Consider the following 17,854-nt stretch of genomic DNA (forward strand, 5'->3'; position numbering starts at 1 on the left):
CGGAGTTGTTTTTTTATTTCCATCACGTTTTAGAACCTGCATTCGTTTAAAAAGAAGAAAATCGGGAATACCTTTACTCACATCCAAACGAAAGGAGCTGGTGTCGTGACGGAACAGTCTCAACAAAAAAATATTTCTGTGCCTGAGGGAATTTGGATCATGAAACAAACATGGAATGATGTCTTATTTGCTCATTGGCCGGTTAATTACTCTACCCTTCGAGCTAAGATTCCGCCGATATTGGACATAGATACATATAACGGACAAGCTTGGGTCAGCGTGCTTCCCTTTATGCTCACAAACCTTCGCGCGCGTTTTCTCCCTCCTATTCCCGGAGCCCAGTCCTTTCCAGAGCTTAACCTGCGTACTTATGTCACCTATAAAGGCAAGCCGGGCATTTATTTCTTCAGCTTAGATGCTGATCATCGGCTGGCAGTTCAAGGTGCACGGACTTTCTTTCATTTGCCTTATTTTTACGCCGATATGAAAGCTGAAAAAAATGGGGATAATATGGAATATAGAAGCAAACGGAGAGATGCCGGAAAAGCAGAATTCGGCGCCAAGTACCGGCCGCTCTCTCCGCCTTTTACAGCGCAAGAGGATTCGCTTGATTACTGGCTGACGGAGCGCTACAGACTCTACACCGCCCATCGTGACAAGCTCTATTATGAGGACATTCACCATCATCCTTGGCTTCTTCAAAGAGCCGAGGCCCAGTTTTCAATCAATACAGTGGCTGATGCTCACGAAATCACTTTACCAGACTCAGAACCGCTGCTTCATTATGCCAAAAAACAAGACGTGTTATTTTGGCCGCTTCGACAATGGCGCTGACTGTCAGAAAAAAACCCGAATGCCAGATCCGCACTCGGGTTTTCTTCATTATTTTGCTGCTTCTTCAATAATGGCAACAACCATTTCTGCTGTTTTCACCAGCTCTTCAATCGGCATTTTTTCGTTCTTCGTATGAATTTGCTCATACCCGACTGCAAGATTGACCGTTGGGATGCCATGGCCTGCGATTACGTTTGCGTCGCTTCCGCCGCCGCTCGTTTGCAGCTCGCTTGTGCGTCCGATTTTCGCAGCCGCTTTTTTCGCGATTTCAACGACCTGGTCGCCATCTTGATATTTAAACCCTGGATACATGACTTCGATTTCAACTTCTGCACGTCCGCCCATATCAGCTGCCGCCTCTTCAAAAGCAGCTTTCATTTTTTGAACCTGCGCTTCCATTTTTTCAGGAACTAAAGAACGGGCTTCAGCAAGAATATGAACTTCGTCGCACACAATGTTCGTTTGTGTGCCGCCTTCAAACCGGCCGATGTTTGCTGTTGTTTCTTCATCGATGCGGCCCAATGGCATTTTTGAAATCGCCTTGCTTGCGATTGTAATCGCTGATATACCTTTTTCTGGTTCAACTCCGGCGTGTGCAGTTTTACCGTAAATCGCCGCTCTTACCTTCGCCTGAGTCGGTGCCGCAACAATGATATTGCCGACTTTTCCGTCTGAATCAAGAGCATAACCGTAGGATGCTGTCATCATGGAACGGTCAAGCGCCTTTGCCCCGATCAGACCTGATTCTTCACCTACAGTGATGATGAATTCAATCGTGCCGTGCTCAATGTTTTCTTCTTTGAGCACTTTAATTGCTTCAAACATGGCAGCCAATCCGGCTTTGTCATCGGCGCCTAAAATCGTTGTGCCGTCTGTTTTGACATATCCGTCCTCAACAACCGGTTTTACGCCGTTTCCGGGTACGACTGTGTCCATATGAGATGTAAAATAAATTGTATCTGTCTTTTTCGTCCCTTTTAATGTGCAGATCAGGTTGCCGGCTCCGTGGCCAGTGATATCCATTGTATCGTCTTCTTTTACGTCTACACCTAAATCAGAAAATTTTTGTTTCAGCACTTTGCAGATTTCAGCTTCATGCTTCGTTTCTGAATCGATTTGAACAAGCTCTAAAAATTCTTCCAGCAGGCGTTTTTCATTCACCATTTGTAAGTCCCTCCATGTTAAAGCGGTATGTTACCGTGCTTTTTTTTCGGTCTCTCTTCTGTCTTATGTGCAAGCATGTGAAAAGCTTGGATGAGTCTTTTCCTTGATTCTTCCGGCAAAATGATGTCATCGACCATTCCGCATGCCGCCGCTTTGTAAGGGCTGGCGTTTTGTTTTTTGTATTCAGCTGTTTTTTCGCATTTTGTTTTTTGCGGGTCAGCTGACGCTTCAATATCCTTATGATACAAAATAGATACCGCACCTTCAGCACCCATCACTGCGATTTCAGCATTTGGCCAAGCAAACACGAGATCCGCTCCGATGGATTTGCTGTTCATGGCGACATACGACCCGCCATACGCTTTTCTTATAATGAGCGTTACTTTGGGGACCGTCGCTTCTGCATAAGCAAACAGCAATTTGGCTCCGTGTCTGATAATGCCGTTATGCTCCTGCTGAATGCCGGGCAAAAACCCCGGAACATCTTCGACAGTTAACAGCGGGATGTCAAAGGCGTCACAAAACCGGATAAATCTCGCTGCTTTATCAGCCGCGTCAATCGTCAGGCTTCCTGCTAAATGTTTCGGCTGGTTTGCCACAATTCCGATCGTTTTTTGGCCAAGCTTTGCAAATCCGATGACTATATTTTTCGCAAAATACGGCTGAATCTCAAAAAAAGACTGCGGATCAGCCAATTCCTGAATCACCGCCCGAACATCATACGGCTTTGTGCTGTCAGCCGGCACGAGGCGGTTTATTAACGAGCTGGAGGCCTCATCCCCAGATGAAGGTAGTGATATCTGTTTGTCGAGCGGCAAATAAGACAGCAGCTTCTTCACTCCTGCCAGAACCTCCTCTTCCGTTTTTCCGGAAAAGTGGGCATTTCCGCTGACGGCATTATGTATTCCCGCTCCTCCTAAGCTCTCCGCATCAACCTGTTCTCCTGTTACTTTTTCAATGACCTTCGGACCGGTAATAAACATTCGGCCCGTCTGTTCTGCCATAAAGATAAAATCAGTAAGTGCCGGAGAGTACACAGCGCCTCCAGCGCACGGCCCTAATATAACCGAGATTTGCGGAATGACTCCGGAATATAAGACGTTTCGGTAAAATATGTGACCGTATCCATCTAATGATACCACACCCTCTTGAATTCTCGCACCACCTGAGTCGTTCAGCCCGATAATCGGTGCTTTATTTTTTGCTGCAAGATCCATCAGAGAGGTGATTTTTTTCGCATGGGTTTCGCCAAGCGCCCCGCCGAATACGGTAAAATCCTGCGCAAACACATATACAGAGCGGCCGTCAATCGTCCCGTAGCCCGTCACGACTCCATCTCCCAATATACGCTGCTCCCTAGTTAAACTTCGGCTCTCCATGAAAGGATATAATTCGATAAAACTATCCTCATCCAGGAGATAGGCGATCCTTTCCCGTGCTGTGAGCTTTCCCTTTTTCCTCTGTTCAGCCTGCTTTGCATGTCCCCCGCCTTCTTCCGCCTGCCTGCGCCTGTTGTATAGATGACCGATATGTTCATTCATGTTCAATGTCTTGATCTCCTTTCGGTTCACAGAGCTCTACAAGCACGCCATTTGTTTCCCGCGGAGAAATAAACGCGATTCGTTTCCCGTTTGCTCCCTGTCTCGGCTGCCTGTTTATTACGTCAATTTGCCGGTTTGATAATGCTTGAAGCTGATCTGTTAAGCCGCTGCATAAAAACGCAACATGGTGCAGCCCCTCTCCTTTTTTATCTAAAAATGTACGGACAGGGCTGTCAGGCGTTAACGGCTCGATCAGCTCCAAATAAACACCTCCCGCTTGAAACAGAGCAATGATCACCTTTTGCTCTTCAACCGTTTCTTGATGAAGAAACGTTAATCCCAATACATCTTCATAAAAAGTTCTGGCTTTTTTTATCGAATAAACGGCAATCCCAATATGGTCAAGTCCGGTCATTTTCATCCCTGCTTTCCGGCAATAGATATCGCTTGTCCGCCCATACAAAACACGTTAAAATATAATCAGATTGTCTAAGGAGTGAAACCATGTCTCAAAAACTGATGAAAAGCGTTTTAATCGTGATTTTGGGAGTTTTTATTCTTTCAACAGTACTCTCAGGAATCGTTATGTTTTTATAATGATAAAAAAGCAGGCGGCCTTATTGAACGGGAACATCCTGCTTTTTTATCAGGGCTTTATGCTCAATGGCAATCTCCTCAAAAGACCGGGAGTCTTTCGTGATCAGCACTCTCGTCCCCACCGGAATCTCTTGAAACAGATGGACAACTTCATCGTTATGCATACGTATACAGCCGTTAGATACAAATTGACCGATAGATTCTTCCCGGTTTGTCCCGTGAATACCGTAGATCCGGCCGTCTGTCCCTCTCGCATCAAACCCAATCCATCTTGCCCCAAGCGGATTCTCAGAAGCTCCGCCTTCAATATTTTTCTTTCTGTAATAAGGATTCGACGCTTTTACTGTAATCGAAAATTCTCCCTCGGGCGTCAAATCATCCGACTTTCCGGTTGCCACACGATAAACGCCTTCAATTTTGTTGTCGATGATGACAGCAAGCTCATTTGTTTTCTTGTTGACGATGACATACGGGTCACCCGGAAGCGGATTTTCGCCAAGAGGCCATATCGGAGAAATAATCATCAATATTGAACATAAGAAAAAACGCATAAGCTCCTCCTTTTCCATTAGGTTGACCAATGTAGGATGAGCTCATGCGAGTTAAGCGAGCGATTTTTCTTGTTTGATTCCTTTGAAATAACTTTTGATCACTAAATATTGCTCCATTTCCCCAAGAAGATGAAAGAGTGCGGCTCTCGCTTCAAATTCTTCTCTTGTCGCAGGAAGCGGCATCTCTTCGAATTCTTTTCTCATGTCAGCAAGTCTTTTCAAAAATTTGTAGGCTGTATTCCCCGGGTGAATTGCTTCCCGCAGATCGCGAAGAAATTCAGCAATCATTTTTCCCTGATCCACCGTAATGGAGATGGATGTCACTTTAGGAAGAAGGCGCTCGAAGATTTCAAATTGTTTTTCTCTCATTTTAAAATAATGATAGTGCTGATTTTCGTGGCGCAGTATGTGGTTTTGTACATCTCTGTACGCCAGGTTTTTGGCTTCAGTGATTAACTGGTGTGTTTCCGGAATTTCTTTTCCTGTCCAATCTTGCTCACCAGTTAGCAAATACCGTTCGATTTCTGCGAAAATGACAGCAAAATTGTCCTCTATCTTTTTTCGATAGGCGATCAGCTTTCGGTCAAGGCTCGGCATATACAGATTCATTAAAAGAGCGACGCCGATTCCCACCGTAATTAACTGGACTTCATTCCAGATGAATTGGGGCGTAATGCCGCCGGACATATACAGATGAAGGATAATAACAGAGCTGGTGACGATGCCTTCGTTGATTTTTAATACAACTGTTGTTGGGATGAAAATCAGCAAAAGCAATCCAATGACAAACGGATGATAGCCAATCAGTTCGAAAAAGAGATAGGAAAAGAGAATTGCCAGACAGCATGCTGCAAATCGGGCCCATGACGCTTGAAGCGACCGTTTTTGTGTGATTTGTATGCACAAAATGGTGATGATTCCTGCTGATGCGAAGTTTTGCAAATGCAATAGCTGGCTTATATAAATAGCCAGAGCTGTTCCAAGTGCTGTCTTTATTGTGCGGTAACCAATTTTAAACATGTCGGACTCCATTCTATTTGTTTCTTCAACAAAAAAGAAGAAGCACAAGCCTTCTCCTTTTTCCCTATATTCTATAATATTTTTTCTAAAAAGTCCTGCGCTCTTTTGGATTTTGGCGAAAGAAAAAATTCTTTCGGATTGCCGTCCTCGACAATCATCCCTTCATCCATAAATAACACGCGGTCGGCCACTTCTTTTGCAAAGCCCATTTCGTGTGTAACGATTACCATGGTCATACCGGTTTCGACCAGTTCTTTCATGACCTGGAGCACTTCTTTGACCATTTCAGGGTCAAGCGCGGATGTCGGCTCGTCGAACAGCATGATTTCAGGATTCATTGCCAAAGCACGGGCGATGGCGACACGCTGCTTTTGTCCGCCTGATAAACGGTTTGGATAGTCATTTCGCTTTTCAAACAATCCGACTTTGCGCAGCAGCTCCTCGGCTTTTCCCTGTGCAGTCTGCTTGGATTCTTTTTTGACATTTACAGGCGCGTACATGATATTTTCGAGAACCGTTTTATGCGGAAAAAGATGAAAATGCTGAAATACCATTCCGATGTTTTCTCGTACCTTTAATGAATTGGTTTTCGGCTGCGTAATCTCTTTGTCTTTAATTGTGATGGTTCCGCCGTTAGGTTTCTCCAAGAGATTCAAACAGCGAAGAAATGTTGATTTGCCTGAGCCTGAAGGGCCGATGACGGCAACAACCTCACCTTCAGCGATGTTTGTTGAAATGTTTTTTAATACTTCATGTTTCCCAAATGATTTTGACAGCTTTTCAACCTTAATCATTGGATTTCAGCTTCCTTTCTACAGCCTTGCCGATAAACGTTAAAATAAGGACAAGCACATAATAAATCAAACCGGCGATAATCAGCGGCTCAAGGTAATTGTAAGTGGCGGCGCCAGCTTGATACGCGCGTCTCATGACATCGCCAAGACCAATAACTGTAACGATCGCCGATTCTTTTGTTAACGTAATTAATTCATTTACAATGGCAGGTGATATATTTTTGAAGGCCTGCGGCAAAAGCAGATCCTTCATCATTTTGCCGTACGGAACACCCAGTGCGACAGCAGCCTCTTTTTGCCCTTTATCAATTGCGTTGATTCCCGCTCTGATAATTTCCGATACATAAGCAGCGGAATTCAGTGACAATGCGACAACCGCCGCCCAAAACTGGTCAATTTGAAAGCCGAGCAGCTGTGGGAGCCCAAAATAAACAATCATAAGCTGCAGCACTAAAGGCGTGCCGCGAAATACTGATGTGTAAAAATCAGCAATCCAGATCAGCGGGCGGAATGTGCTGATCTTGCATAAGCTTAGCACAATCCCTAATATAAGTCCGATAATAGCAGATACAACAACAATTTTTAATGTGATTGCTAAGCCTTCTAATATAAAAGGAATTTGGGGAATCGTTGCTGAAAAATCCAAATTCATAGCCTTTGTCTCCTTTTCTTACAGGAAAAAAGATTTCCTATTCAATAAAAAGGCTCAACGAAAAAGTTGAGCCGCTTTTTTTACTTCTCGCCAGTGAACCATTTTTTCTTCAATTTTTCGAGCTCTCCGTTATCTTGCATTTCTTTGAGCGCTTTATTGAATTTGTCCGTCAGTTCACTGTCTTTTCTGAAAGCAATCGCAGAACCGGCTTCTTCCGCTTTCGCATCAGGAATCACGAAGCCCTGCAGGTCATCATTTGATTTGAAATACCCTTCTGCCACCATGTCTTCAATAATCGCGGCGTCAAAGCGGTCAGATTTGATTTCCTGCACCAAATCAGAAATTCTGTTGCGGTCTTCTGTTTTAAAATCATATTCCGGAGAAAGCTCTTTCCCCTTCTCTTCCTGAATGGAGCCAAGCTGAACGCCGACTGTTTTTCCTTTCAGATCTTTTAAAGACTTAATGCCGCTGTCTTTTTTGCTGACAATCATATGATTCGCTGTGTAATATACATCGGAAAAATCAACTTGTTTTTTACGATCAGGCGTCGGTGTCATTCCTGACAAAACCAAATCAACTTGCTTTGATTTCAGTGCTGTAATTAAGCTGTTAAAGTCCATATCCTGCACTTCAATTTCGTAGCCGGTTTTCTTCGCAAGGGCCTTTGCCAAATCTACATCAAAACCGACAATGTTATCGCCATCTTTATATTCAAACGGTTTGTAATCCGCCGAAGTTCCCATAACTAATTTTTTCTTGCCGCTTTCTGAACCTGAACTGCTTGAGCCGCAAGCAGATAATGCAAAGGTGATGCACGCAGCTATCAGTAATAAGAGCCATTTTTTCATGATCCATTTCCCCCATATTCATTACTTTTATCATATTTGAATATTTATTCGTTAATTTGTATTTTAAACACTTTCTTATTTTTATGCAATACTATTTTTAAAAATTATCTCGAAGCTTATTTTTCCAGCAATCTCTTTTCATATTACTATATAAAAGGACATCTTCTGTAGCGTAGCTATTGAATAAACTCTAATATTTATTCATTATCACTTGGAATTTTATGCACAAAAAAACCCCGTGCCGCTCGGGCATCCGGGGTTTTATTATCTTATACTTCTTCGCAATATTCTTCGAAGGCTTCCTGCAGTTTTGAGACAACTGCCATCGGCTCATGGCCTTCAATTTCATGACGCTCCACCATTTTCATGATTTTCCCGTCTTTTAGAATAGCAAATGACGGAGAGGATGGCGGATATCCTTCGAAATATTCGCGCGCTCTTGCCGTCGCTTCTTTATCCTGTCCCGCAAACACAGTCACGAGCTGGTCAGGTCTTTTGTCATAATGAACGGAATGGTATGCAGCCGGTCTTGCGATCCCGCCCGCGCATCCGCAGACAGAGTTGACCATGACAAGCGTCGTTCCTTTTTTCGTAAGTGCCTCGTCCACCTCTTCAGCTGTTTTCAGCTCGGTATATCCGGCAGCCGTAATTTCTTGTCTCGCTTGGCGGACAACATCATTCATAAATAAATTAAAGTCCATGTTCAATGAAGACCTCTCCTTTTTCATCATCTGTTCCTATGATAGCAAGGAAACCTCCTTATCGGCAAATGCCACCGCTTATATCGGAGGATTTTTTGCTTTCCGTTTACTGCTTACAAGAAAAGGGAATTATATGATCAGATGTATAAATAAAGGAGCAGTTTTGTATGAGCCACAGGAAAGCTTTACTTATTCATAACGGAAACGCCGGCAACAAAAATATAGAAAAAGCATTAGGAGCTGTTGTGCCGGTTTTATCACAATCGTTAGATGAGGTGATCATTAAACAGACAAAGAAAAAAGACGATGCCTATCATTTTTGCCGTTCAATAGATGATTCTATCGAGACTGTCTTTATTCTCGGCGGCGACGGTACAGTCCATCAATGCATCAACGGCATCAGTACTTTAGAAAGAAGGCCAGCTGTCGGTATTTTGCCCGGCGGAACGTGCAATGACTTTTCAAGAGTCCTGAGCATTCCTCAAAATCTTGCAAAGGCAGCCGAAGCACTTGTGTCAGGAAAAAAATCCAAGGTTGATGTGTGCCAGATGAACGATCGTTATTTTTTGAATTTCTGGGGGATCGGCCTGATCGCAGAAACATCGAATCAAATCAACGAAACGGAAAAAGCGCTATTAGGAAAAATCAGCTATTTTACAAGCGCGTTACGGACCGTCTCATCTGCTGAATCCTTTCCTATTTCATTGACAATCGATGGGCAAGAGATAAAAGATGAAGCCGTTATGCTGCTTGTCATGAACGGACAGTACATCGGAACGAATCGAATTCCCCTGCCGGATGCCAGTATATGTGACGGATTACTCGATATCCTCATTTGCCGCAGCACCAATCTCTCCGCTTTGCGCGAGCTGATGAATATGGAACAGGGTACAATAGAGCGATTCACCGGAGAGCTGTCCTATGTTCAGGCCTCTCGCGTCGAAATTGAAACGGATACCGTTAAAAAGGCTGATACAGATGGAGAAGTGTATACACATACACCGGCTGTGATTCAAGTCCTTCCGCAGCACATTGACATGCTTAATCCCCGCAATGAATAACTGTCCGCTGATCATGGACGTTTATAAAGTGCGAATAGCTTCATAGAAAGAAATCCGTTGACTCTCCCCTAAGAGGAGGTCTTACAGTATAAGGGATACACTTTCGTAAAAAGGGGAAGTCACATGAAGAAACAGAACATCACATTAGCTATATTATTAACCAATTTATTCATTGCTTTTTTAGGGATCGGGCTTGTGATTCCGGTAACGCCCGCGATTATGAATGAATTGCATTTATCCGGTACCGCGGTCGGCTATATGGTTGCATGCTTCGCTGTTACGCAGCTTATTGTGTCACCAATCGCCGGACGCTGGGTTGACCGCTTCGGACGCAAAATTATGATCGTGATTGGCCTGTTGTTTTTTAGTGTTTCAGAGTTTTTATTCGGCATCGGAAAAACAGTTGACATTTTATTTATATCCCGTATGCTTGGCGGTATCAGTGCTGCTTTCATTATGCCCGGGGTCACGGCTTTTATCGCCGATATCACTACTGTTAAAACACGGCCGAAAGCGCTCGGCTATATGTCAGCCGCTATTTCAACAGGTTTTATTATCGGTCCCGGCATTGGCGGATTTTTAGCGGAAATCCATTCCCGTCTGCCTTTCTTCTTTGCGGCAGCCTTTGCGTTAATAGCAGCCATTTTATCGATGCTGACGCTTCGGGAACCGGAGCGAAATCCTGAGAATGAGAAAATAGAGGGCCAAAAGACAGGATTCAAGCGGATTTTTGCACCTATGTATTTCATTGCTTTTCTCATCATTTTAATATCGTCTTTTGGATTAGCATCGTTTGAATCTTTATTTGCGTTATTTGTTGATCATAAATTCGGATTTACGGCCAGTGACATTGCCATTTTGATAACTGGTGGAGCAATTGTCGGAGCCATCACGCAAGTCGTGTTATTCGACCGCTTCACAAGGTGGTTTGGGGAAATCCGTTTAATCCGCTACAGCTTAATTCTCTCAACTAGTCTTGTGTTTTTGCTGACCCTCGTAAATTCATATGCTGCGATTTTATTAGTTACCTTCACCGTATTTGTCGGATTCGATCTTATGCGGCCGGCCGTAACAACCTATCTGTCAAAAATTGCGGGAAATGAACAGGGGTTTGCCGGCGGGATGAATTCAATGTTTACGAGCATCGGTAATGTGTTCGGCCCTATTATCGGGGGAATGCTATTCGATATTGACTTAAACTATCCATTCTATTTTGCAACAGCAGCTTTAGCCATTGGCATTGCGCTGACCATTGCCTGGAAAGCCCCTGCCCATATAAAAGCCAGCATGTAAAAAAAGCGTATTCTTTGTGTACTGCAAAGGATGCGCTTTTTTGTTATACTGATCATAAGGGGAGTGATGGCATGAAGGACTCGTTTTACTCAATTGGAGAAGTTTCAAAACTGGCAAATGTGTCGATTAAAGCGCTTCGGTATTACGATAAGATTGATTTATTTAAACCCGCCTACGTCGACCCGGATACCAAATACCGCTTTTATACAGACTCCCAGCTCTATCATCTTGATTTGATTAAATCATTAAAATATATCGGCACACCTTTAGAAGAGATGAAAAAGGCACAGGAATTAGAGATGGAAGAACTGTTTTCTTTTTATACAGAGCAGGAAAAGCAAATCAAGGAGAAATTAGATTTTTTATCAACATTGGAGCAGACCATTGCTCTGGTGAAAAAGCGAATGAAGCGGCAGATGGAATATCCTGCGCTCGGTGAGGTGTTTGTTCTAGATGAAGAAGAAATACGGATTATACAGACAGAGGCAGAGGGAATCGGGCCTGAAAACGTGCTCAACGCTTCATACAGCAAACTAAAAACCTTTATCGAATCAGCTGATGGTTTTACGAACAATAGCTACGGTGCTACTTTCTCGTTTCAGCCGTACAACAACATTGATGAAATGACTTACCGTCATATTTTCACGCCTGTCTTAACGAATAAACAAATTTCTTCGATTACGCCGGATATGGAAATCACAACGATACCAAAAGGCAAATATGTTTGTATCGCTTATAATTTCTCGCCGGAGCATTATTTTCTCAACTTACAGAAGCTGATTAAGTATATCGCGGACCATCAATTAACGGTTATCAGTGATGTATACGAGTTAATCATACCGATTCATTATTCGCCGAAAAAACAAGAAGAATATCGGGTTGAGATGAAAATTCGAATCGCAGATTAATGATACATAGAAAAAGAGCATTTTTTGAAGTTATCGTTCAAAAAATGCTCTTTCTGTTTGTTTAGTAGACAGAGGTTTTCTCATCTATAGATTCTAAAATTTCTTTGACACGTGCCAGGAATCTTCCGCACACGAGGCCGTCAAGCACTCTGTGATCTAAAGACAGGCACAGATTGACCATATCTCTGACTGCAATCATGCCGTGATCCATGACAACCGGGCGTTTGACGATCGATTCCACTTGAAGAATCGCAGCCTGAGGATAATTGATGATTCCCATCGACTGAACAGATCCGAAAGAACCTGTATTGTTGACGGTAAACGTTCCTCCCTGCATATCGTCTGCTGACAGTTTTCCGTCTCTTACCTTTTTGGCAAGGTCGGTAATTTCTCTCGCAATGCCTTTAATTGTTTTTTCATCAGCGTTTTTGATCACTGGAACAAATAAAGAATCTTCCGTGGCAACCGCGATTGAAATATTGATATCTTTTTTCTGAATGATTTTGTCCCCCGCCCACATGCTGTTCATTTGCGGGTATTCTTTTAACGCCTGAGCGACCGCTTTTACGAAAAAAGCGAAAAAAGTTAAATTAAAGCCTTCAGTTTTCTTGAAGGAATCTTTTATACTGTTTCGGTATGCCACCATGTTTGTGACATCGACTTCCATCATCGTCCAAGCGTGAGGAATTTCTGTTTTGCTTCGTTTCATATTTGAAGCGATCGCTTTTCTAACAGCTGTGACAGGAATTTCTTTATCACCGGCTGCTGAAGCAGGATGAGAAACATCTTCTTTCGTCTCCTGTTTTTGCACTGGTGCAGGAGCAGCTGCTTTTGGCTCCTCAGTCCGTTCGGAAACGCCGCCTGAATCAATGATACGCTGAATATCTTTTCTCGTAATCCTTCCTCCGGCGCCCGTTCCTGTCACATGCTCAAGATCAATGCCGTGCTCTCCGGCCAAACGAAGTACGGCTGGAGAAAAACGTTTCTTATTGGCCTGGCTGGCTGCTTCAGTGTGGCTTTCAGGAGCAGCTTGCCCGGCAGTTGGCACTTCCGTCTGATCTTGTTTTTGTTCAGCCGGCTTTGCGCCTTCTGTTTCGATTTTGCAAATCACTTCTCCGACTTGCAGGGTCTGGCCTTCTTCTCCCACAAGCTCTGTTATTGTACCGGTAAAAGAGGACGGAACCTCCGCGTTTACCTTATCTGTCATGACTTCCGCAATCGGATCGTATTTGTTCACCTTATCTCCAGGGGCGACAAGCCATTTGCTGATTGTGCCCTCCGTTACACTTTCGCCAAGCTGCGGCATCGTCATTTGTTCTATTGCCATGATCGTATCCTCCTTACGTCTTTAAAACTCCGCTAATTCTCTCATCGCCGCTTCTACTTTATCAGAGTTGAGCATAAAGTATTTTTCCATTGTCGGCGCATAAGGCATAGCCGGAATATCAGGACCTGCAAGCCGTTTGATCGGCGCGTCTAAGTCGAACAGACAATGCTCGGATATAATGGCAGCCACCTCACTCATGATACTGCCCTCTTTTGTATCTTCTGTGACCAAAAGGACCTTTCCGGTTTTGGATGCGGCTTCGATGATCGCTTCTTGATCAAGCGGGTATACCGTTCTTAAATCCACCACATGTACAGAAATGCCGTCTTTTTCGAGACGTTCTGCAGCCTGTAAAGCAAAGTGGACACAAAGCCCGTATGTGATCACCGTGATGTCGTCGCCTTCCCTTTTTACATCAGCTTTGCCGATAGGAAGTACATAATCATCTGCCGGAACCTCTCCTTTGATCAGACGGTACGCGCGTTTGTGCTCAAAAAACAGCACCGGGTCTTCATCACGAACTGCGGCTTTTAAGAGTCCTTTCGCGTCATATGGCGTTGAAGGCATCACAATTTTCAGTCCGGGCTGATTGGCGAAAATCGCTTCGACTGATTGAGAATGATAAAGCGCTCCGTGCACGCCGCCACCGTACGGCGCTCTGACAACGATCGGACAGCTCCAGTCATTGTTGCTGCGGTAGCGGATTTTAGCAGCCTCGGAAATAATCTGGTTTACCGCCGGCATTATAAAATCAGCAAACTGCATTTCAGCAATCGGCCTCATGCCGTACATAGCCGCTCCGATACCAACTCCGGCGATCGCTGATTCAGCAAGCGGCGTATCCATGACACGCTCTTCTCCAAATTGTTCGTACAGACCGGCTGTGGCTTTAAATACCCCGCCTTTTTTTCCTACATCTTCCCCAAGAACGAAGACACGTGAATCTCGTTCCATTTCTTCTTTCATTGCCAAATTGATCGCATCAATATATGACATTACTGACATTTGTACTTCCTCCCTACTTCGCATACACATAATCGAGCGCTGACTCAGGAGCTGCATAAGGAGCGTTCTCCGCTTCATCTGTCGCCTCGTTTATGATTGCCATGATTTCGTCCAGCATGGTTTGTTCTATCTCTTCGGTCAGCAGGCCTATTTCCTTTAAGTAAGCTTGATAAGTAAACAGGGGATCACTTTTTTTCGCTTCCTCTACTTCTTCACGGCCTCTGTAGCTGCTGTCGTCGTCATCGCTGGAATGCGGTGTCAGGCGGTAAGAAATCGTCTCAATTAAGGTAGGGCCTTCTCCTCTGCTCGCCCGTTCACGCGCTTCTTTCACCGCTTGATAAACTTCGAGCGGATCGTTTCCATTCACAGTTACGCCAGGCATTCCATAGCCTACGGCACGATCTGAAATATTTTCACATGCCACTTGCTTATCGTAAGGGACCGAAATCGCGTATTTATTGTTTTCACACATAAAAATAACCGGAAGCTTATGAACAGCGGCAAAGTTTGCCCCTTCATGGAAATCGCCTTGGTTTGAAGATCCTTCTCCAAATGTGACAAAAGCCGCGATATCTTTTTTCTCCATGCGTCCAGCCAGCGCAATGCCGACCGCATGCGGCACTTGCGTTGTTACCGGAGATGACCCCGTCACAATCCGGTTTTCCTTTTGACCGAAATGCCCCGGCATTTGGCGGCCTCCTGAGTTTGGATCTGCTGCTTTGGCAAACCCGGACATCATTAAGTCCTTCGCGGTCATGCCAAACGCAAGCACGACACCCATGTCTCTATAGTAAGGCAGCACATAGTCTGTTTCACGGTCAAGGGCGAAAGCTGCTCCTACTTGTGCTGCTTCCTGTCCTTGACAAGAGATAACAAACGGGATTTTACCAGAGCGGTTTAACAGCCACATTCTTTCATCGATTTTTCTTGCTAACAGCATGGTTCTATACATATCAACGGCTTCCTGATCAGTCAGCCCTAATGCTTGATGTCGGTTTGTACTCATTCAAGCGCCTCCTTTATGCTTTTAAAAATGAATGGCTTTGCCATCTGCAGCAAGCGCTGCTTCTCCAATCGCTTCAGACAGCGTCGGGTGCGGGTGGATCGTTTGTCCGACCTCCCATGGCGTCGCATCCAGCACTTTTGCAAGACCTGCCTCTGATATCATGTCAGTGACATGCGGGCCTATCATATGCACGCCGAGAATATCATCCGTTTCACGGTCCGCCACGATTTTTACAAATCCGTCGCTTTCTCCATATACAAGCGCTTTTCCAATTGCCATAAATGGGAACTTGCCGATCTTGACATTATGCCCATTCGCTTTTGCCTCATCTTCTGTTAAGCCGACACTGGCAGCTTCAGGACTTGAGTAAATGCACTTCGGTACAAGTGTTGGATCAAGCGGATGCGGATTGAGACCCGCAAAATGCTCAACGGCAATGATTCCTTCATGCGATGCAACATGAGCTAGCTGAAGGCCACCGATTACGTCTCCGATTGCATAAATATGAGACTCCTTCGTTTGGCAGCTTTCATTTACTGAAATGACGCCATTTTCAGTGACAATATCGGTGTTTTCTATCCCGATTCCTTCGATATTTGCCTGTCTGCCGATGGAAACGAGCATTTTTTCAGCAGAGTAGGTAACGGTTTCTCCGTCTTTTTCCGCTTGTATGCTGATTTCGCCTGACGATTTTTTCAACGTATCAGGCAGCACTTTAGCTCCTGTGACAAACTGAATTCCTTTTTTCGTAAGAAGGCTTTGCATCTCTTTTGAAATGTCCTGGTCTTCAGTCGGCAATATCCGGTCCGCATATTCAATAACCGTTACGTTTACGCCAAAGTCATGAAGCATGGATGCCCATTCGATTCCAATGACCCCTCCGCCGACGATGATCATCGATTTTGGAAGCTTCTCCATTTGGAGCGCTTCATCCGAGGTCAAAACAAACTCTCCGTCCGCTTCCAGACCCGGAAGCATTCTCGGCCTTGAGCCTGTTGCTATAATGACCTGCTTCGGAATCAGCATGTCATTTTCTTCGCCATTTCCCCGTTCAACAGAAATCGTTCCCGGCAGCGGAGAGAAAATAGACGGTCCGAGGATGCGCCCATATCCGTCATACACGTCAATTTTTCCTTTTTTCATTAAATGATTGACGCCTGCTGCAAGCTTATCAACAACAGCCTGCTTACGGTGCTGTACCTTTTCAAAGTTGAGGGAAACGCCAGACGTTTCGACTCCGAATTGATCGGCTTCACGGGCTGTCCGGTACACTTCCGCGCTTCTCAGCAGCGCTTTACTCGGAATACAGCCTTTATGCAGGCATGTTCCGCCGAGCTTTTCTTTTTCTACAACGGCTGTTTTTAAGCCGAGCTGCGCCGCTCTGATCGCCGCGACATAACCGCCTGTACCGCCGCCCAGAATGACTACATCATACTCAGTTGCCATCTGACTCACTCCTGTCTGTCTATTCAATGCGATATTGTTTGGATTGCTCTTCGCCCTGCAATACCCTGAGCGCTCCCTGGGCCAGAGATTGCAGTTCGTTTTCTCCCGGATATACTAAAACGTCCGAAATCCAATCTATGTATGATCTGATGCTGGAAACAAAGCTTTTGCCGTAAGCCAGACCTCCTGTCAGAACAATGGCCTCGACTTCGCCTTTTAAAACGGCGCTTGCTGCTCCGATTTCCTTCGCTACCTGATACGCCATGGCGTCAAAAATTAAGCGGGCTTTTTCATCGCCCTCCTGAATCATTTGTTCTACTTTCACAGCGTCATTTGTACCGAGATAACCGGAGAGTCCGCCGGTTCCCACCAGTTTTTTCATCATTTCTTCTTTTGTATATTCTCCTGAAAAGCATAAATTGACGAGATCCCCCGCAGGCACTGTTCCTGCGCGTTCAGGACTGAACGGCCCCTCTCCGTGAAGGCCGTTGTTGACATCCACCACCCGGCCCCGGTCATGTACACCTATTGTAATGCCGCCGCCCAAATGAGTAATGATCATTTTCATATTCTCATATCGTTTGCCAAGAGAGGCTGCCGCCTTACGGGCGACAGCTTTTTGGTTTAACGCATGAAAGATGCTTTTCCGTTCAATTTCCGGCATGCCTGATATTTTAGCGAGCTCTGACATTTCGTCAACTACAACAGGGTCTACAATATAAGATGGAATGTTGAGGCCGTCAGCAATTTCTCTTGCGATAATGCCTCCTAAATTGGAGGCATGCTGTCCTGCATAACCGCTTTTCAAGTCCTCAATCATGCCGTCATTCACTTCATATGTCCCTCCTTCTATCGGACGGAGAAGACCGCCTCTGGCACAGACAGCATCAAATTTTGAAATATTGATGCCCTGTTCATGAAGCGTTTCGAGGATATGCTTTTTTCGAAACTCATACTGGTCAATAATATGGTCGAACTGCTGCAGCTCTTCTATGTTGTGTCTCAGTGTTTTTTCAAAAATACTGCGTTCATTATGAAAAACACCGATTTTCGTTGAAGTTGAGCCTGGATTAATGGTGAGAATGCGTTTTTCATCATGTAGCATT

The 17,854-nt window shown here is 44.7% G+C and carries 19 protein-coding genes; 5 read left to right on the top strand and 14 right to left on the bottom strand.

The window, feature by feature from the left end; genetic code table 11:
- Window positions 1–105: 105 nt before the first annotated feature.
- The gene (locus AU387_RS07625) at window positions 106–834 is read left to right on the top strand and encodes a YqjF family protein (RefSeq protein ID WP_059335382.1); all 729 of its coding nucleotides are present in this window, start codon (window positions 106–108) and stop codon (window positions 832–834) included.
- A 48-nt stretch (window positions 835–882) separates the two neighbouring features.
- Here AU387_RS07625 and AU387_RS07630 read toward each other — a convergent pair whose 3' ends face one another.
- The 3 genes from AU387_RS07630 to mce are packed head-to-tail and all read right to left on the bottom strand — an operon-like array spanning window position 883 to window position 3,954.
- Window positions 883–1,998, bottom strand: coding sequence for a tripeptidase T (locus AU387_RS07630; protein WP_044154721.1), 1,116 nt, complete (start codon window positions 1,996–1,998; stop codon window positions 883–885).
- Window positions 1,999–2,015: 17 nt separating this feature from the next.
- Window positions 2,016–3,539 (bottom strand): acyl-CoA carboxylase subunit beta, encoded by a 1,524-nt coding sequence (locus AU387_RS07635; protein WP_082687879.1) that lies wholly within the window; start codon window positions 3,537–3,539, stop codon window positions 2,016–2,018.
- Entirely contained in the window at window positions 3,532–3,954 is a 423-nt protein-coding gene (mce, locus tag AU387_RS07640; protein ID WP_059293642.1) for a methylmalonyl-CoA epimerase, read from the bottom strand. Before mce ends, AU387_RS07635 begins: the two co-directional genes overlap by 8 nt.
- An 89-nt stretch (window positions 3,955–4,043) precedes the next feature.
- Between mce and prli42 the strand changes: the two genes are divergently transcribed.
- Window positions 4,044–4,136 carry a stressosome-associated protein Prli42 gene (gene prli42, locus AU387_RS21565; protein WP_003226489.1) on the top strand — a complete coding sequence of 31 codons (93 nt, stop codon included), beginning with the start codon at window positions 4,044–4,046 and terminating at the stop codon, window positions 4,134–4,136.
- A gap of 20 nt (window positions 4,137–4,156) precedes the next feature.
- On the opposite strand, the gene AU387_RS07645 is transcribed toward prli42, so the two are convergent.
- The 6 genes from AU387_RS07645 to brxB form a co-directional block, all read right to left on the bottom strand.
- Window positions 4,157–4,687, bottom strand: coding sequence for a L,D-transpeptidase (locus tag AU387_RS07645; protein ID WP_059335384.1), 531 nt, complete (start codon window positions 4,685–4,687; stop codon window positions 4,157–4,159).
- 51 nt (window positions 4,688–4,738) lie between these two features.
- Window positions 4,739–5,707: an aromatic acid exporter family protein gene (locus tag AU387_RS07650; RefSeq protein WP_044156725.1), complete on the bottom strand. Its 969-nt coding sequence runs from the start codon at window positions 5,705–5,707 to the stop codon at window positions 4,739–4,741.
- A gap of 71 nt (window positions 5,708–5,778) precedes the next feature.
- The gene (artM, locus tag AU387_RS07655; protein ID WP_059335385.1) at window positions 5,779–6,501 is read right to left on the bottom strand and encodes an arginine ABC transporter ATP-binding protein ArtM; all 723 of its coding nucleotides are present in this window, start codon (window positions 6,499–6,501) and stop codon (window positions 5,779–5,781) included.
- On the bottom strand, window positions 6,494–7,153 hold the full coding sequence (gene artQ / locus AU387_RS07660) for an arginine ABC transporter permease ArtQ (RefSeq protein ID WP_014664528.1): 660 nt from the start codon (window positions 7,151–7,153) through the stop codon (window positions 6,494–6,496). Before artQ ends, artM begins: the two co-directional genes overlap by 8 nt.
- A gap of 80 nt (window positions 7,154–7,233) precedes the next feature.
- Window positions 7,234–8,001, bottom strand: a complete 768-nt coding sequence (gene artP / locus AU387_RS07665) for an arginine ABC transporter substrate-binding protein ArtP (RefSeq protein ID WP_059335386.1) — start codon at window positions 7,999–8,001, stop codon at window positions 7,234–7,236.
- Window positions 8,002–8,270: 269 nt separating this feature from the next.
- Window positions 8,271–8,708: a bacilliredoxin BrxB gene (gene brxB / locus AU387_RS07670; protein WP_024121978.1), complete on the bottom strand. Its 438-nt coding sequence runs from the start codon at window positions 8,706–8,708 to the stop codon at window positions 8,271–8,273.
- A 161-nt stretch (window positions 8,709–8,869) separates the two neighbouring features.
- Here brxB and AU387_RS07675 point away from each other — a divergent pair, with 161 nt between their 5' ends.
- The 3 genes from AU387_RS07675 (at window position 8,870) to AU387_RS07685 (ending at window position 11,964) form a co-directional block, all read left to right on the top strand.
- Window positions 8,870–9,763 (top strand): YegS/Rv2252/BmrU family lipid kinase, encoded by an 894-nt coding sequence (locus AU387_RS07675; protein ID WP_059335387.1) that lies wholly within the window; start codon window positions 8,870–8,872, stop codon window positions 9,761–9,763.
- 123 nt (window positions 9,764–9,886) lie between these two features.
- A complete protein-coding gene (gene bmr / locus AU387_RS07680; protein ID WP_059293638.1) occupies window positions 9,887–11,056 on the top strand; it encodes a multidrug efflux MFS transporter Bmr in 1,170 nt (389 codons plus the stop codon).
- A gap of 71 nt (window positions 11,057–11,127) precedes the next feature.
- The gene (locus AU387_RS07685) at window positions 11,128–11,964 is read left to right on the top strand and encodes a MerR family transcriptional regulator (RefSeq protein WP_059335388.1); all 837 of its coding nucleotides are present in this window, start codon (window positions 11,128–11,130) and stop codon (window positions 11,962–11,964) included.
- Between the two features lie 61 nt (window positions 11,965–12,025).
- Here the strand turns inward: AU387_RS07685 and AU387_RS07690 are convergent, their stop codons facing one another.
- From AU387_RS07690 to buk, 5 genes are read right to left on the bottom strand one after another with little or no spacing between them, the layout of a single operon-like run.
- Complete coding sequence (locus AU387_RS07690) at window positions 12,026–13,291, bottom strand: dihydrolipoamide acetyltransferase family protein (RefSeq protein ID WP_059335389.1); 1,266 nt, start codon at window positions 13,289–13,291, stop codon at window positions 12,026–12,028.
- 21 nt (window positions 13,292–13,312) lie between these two features.
- Window positions 13,313–14,296: a 3-methyl-2-oxobutanoate dehydrogenase subunit beta gene (bfmBAB, locus tag AU387_RS07695; RefSeq protein ID WP_059335390.1), complete on the bottom strand. Its 984-nt coding sequence runs from the start codon at window positions 14,294–14,296 to the stop codon at window positions 13,313–13,315.
- 13 nt (window positions 14,297–14,309) lie between these two features.
- Window positions 14,310–15,302 (bottom strand): 3-methyl-2-oxobutanoate dehydrogenase subunit alpha, encoded by a 993-nt coding sequence (bfmBAA, locus tag AU387_RS21485; protein WP_044154670.1) that lies wholly within the window; start codon window positions 15,300–15,302, stop codon window positions 14,310–14,312.
- Window positions 15,303–15,323: 21 nt separating this feature from the next.
- Window positions 15,324–16,748 carry a dihydrolipoyl dehydrogenase gene (lpdA, locus tag AU387_RS21490; RefSeq protein WP_059335391.1) on the bottom strand — a complete coding sequence of 475 codons (1,425 nt, stop codon included), beginning with the start codon at window positions 16,746–16,748 and terminating at the stop codon, window positions 15,324–15,326.
- Window positions 16,749–16,767: 19 nt separating this feature from the next.
- Window positions 16,768–17,853 carry a butyrate kinase gene (gene buk, locus AU387_RS07710; RefSeq protein ID WP_044154667.1) on the bottom strand — a complete coding sequence of 362 codons (1,086 nt, stop codon included), beginning with the start codon at window positions 17,851–17,853 and terminating at the stop codon, window positions 16,768–16,770.
- Window position 17,854: the final 1 nt, after the last annotated feature.

Source organism: Bacillus halotolerans, from assembly GCF_001517105.1.
GTDB classification, from domain to species: Bacteria; Bacillota; Bacilli; order Bacillales; family Bacillaceae; genus Bacillus; species Bacillus halotolerans.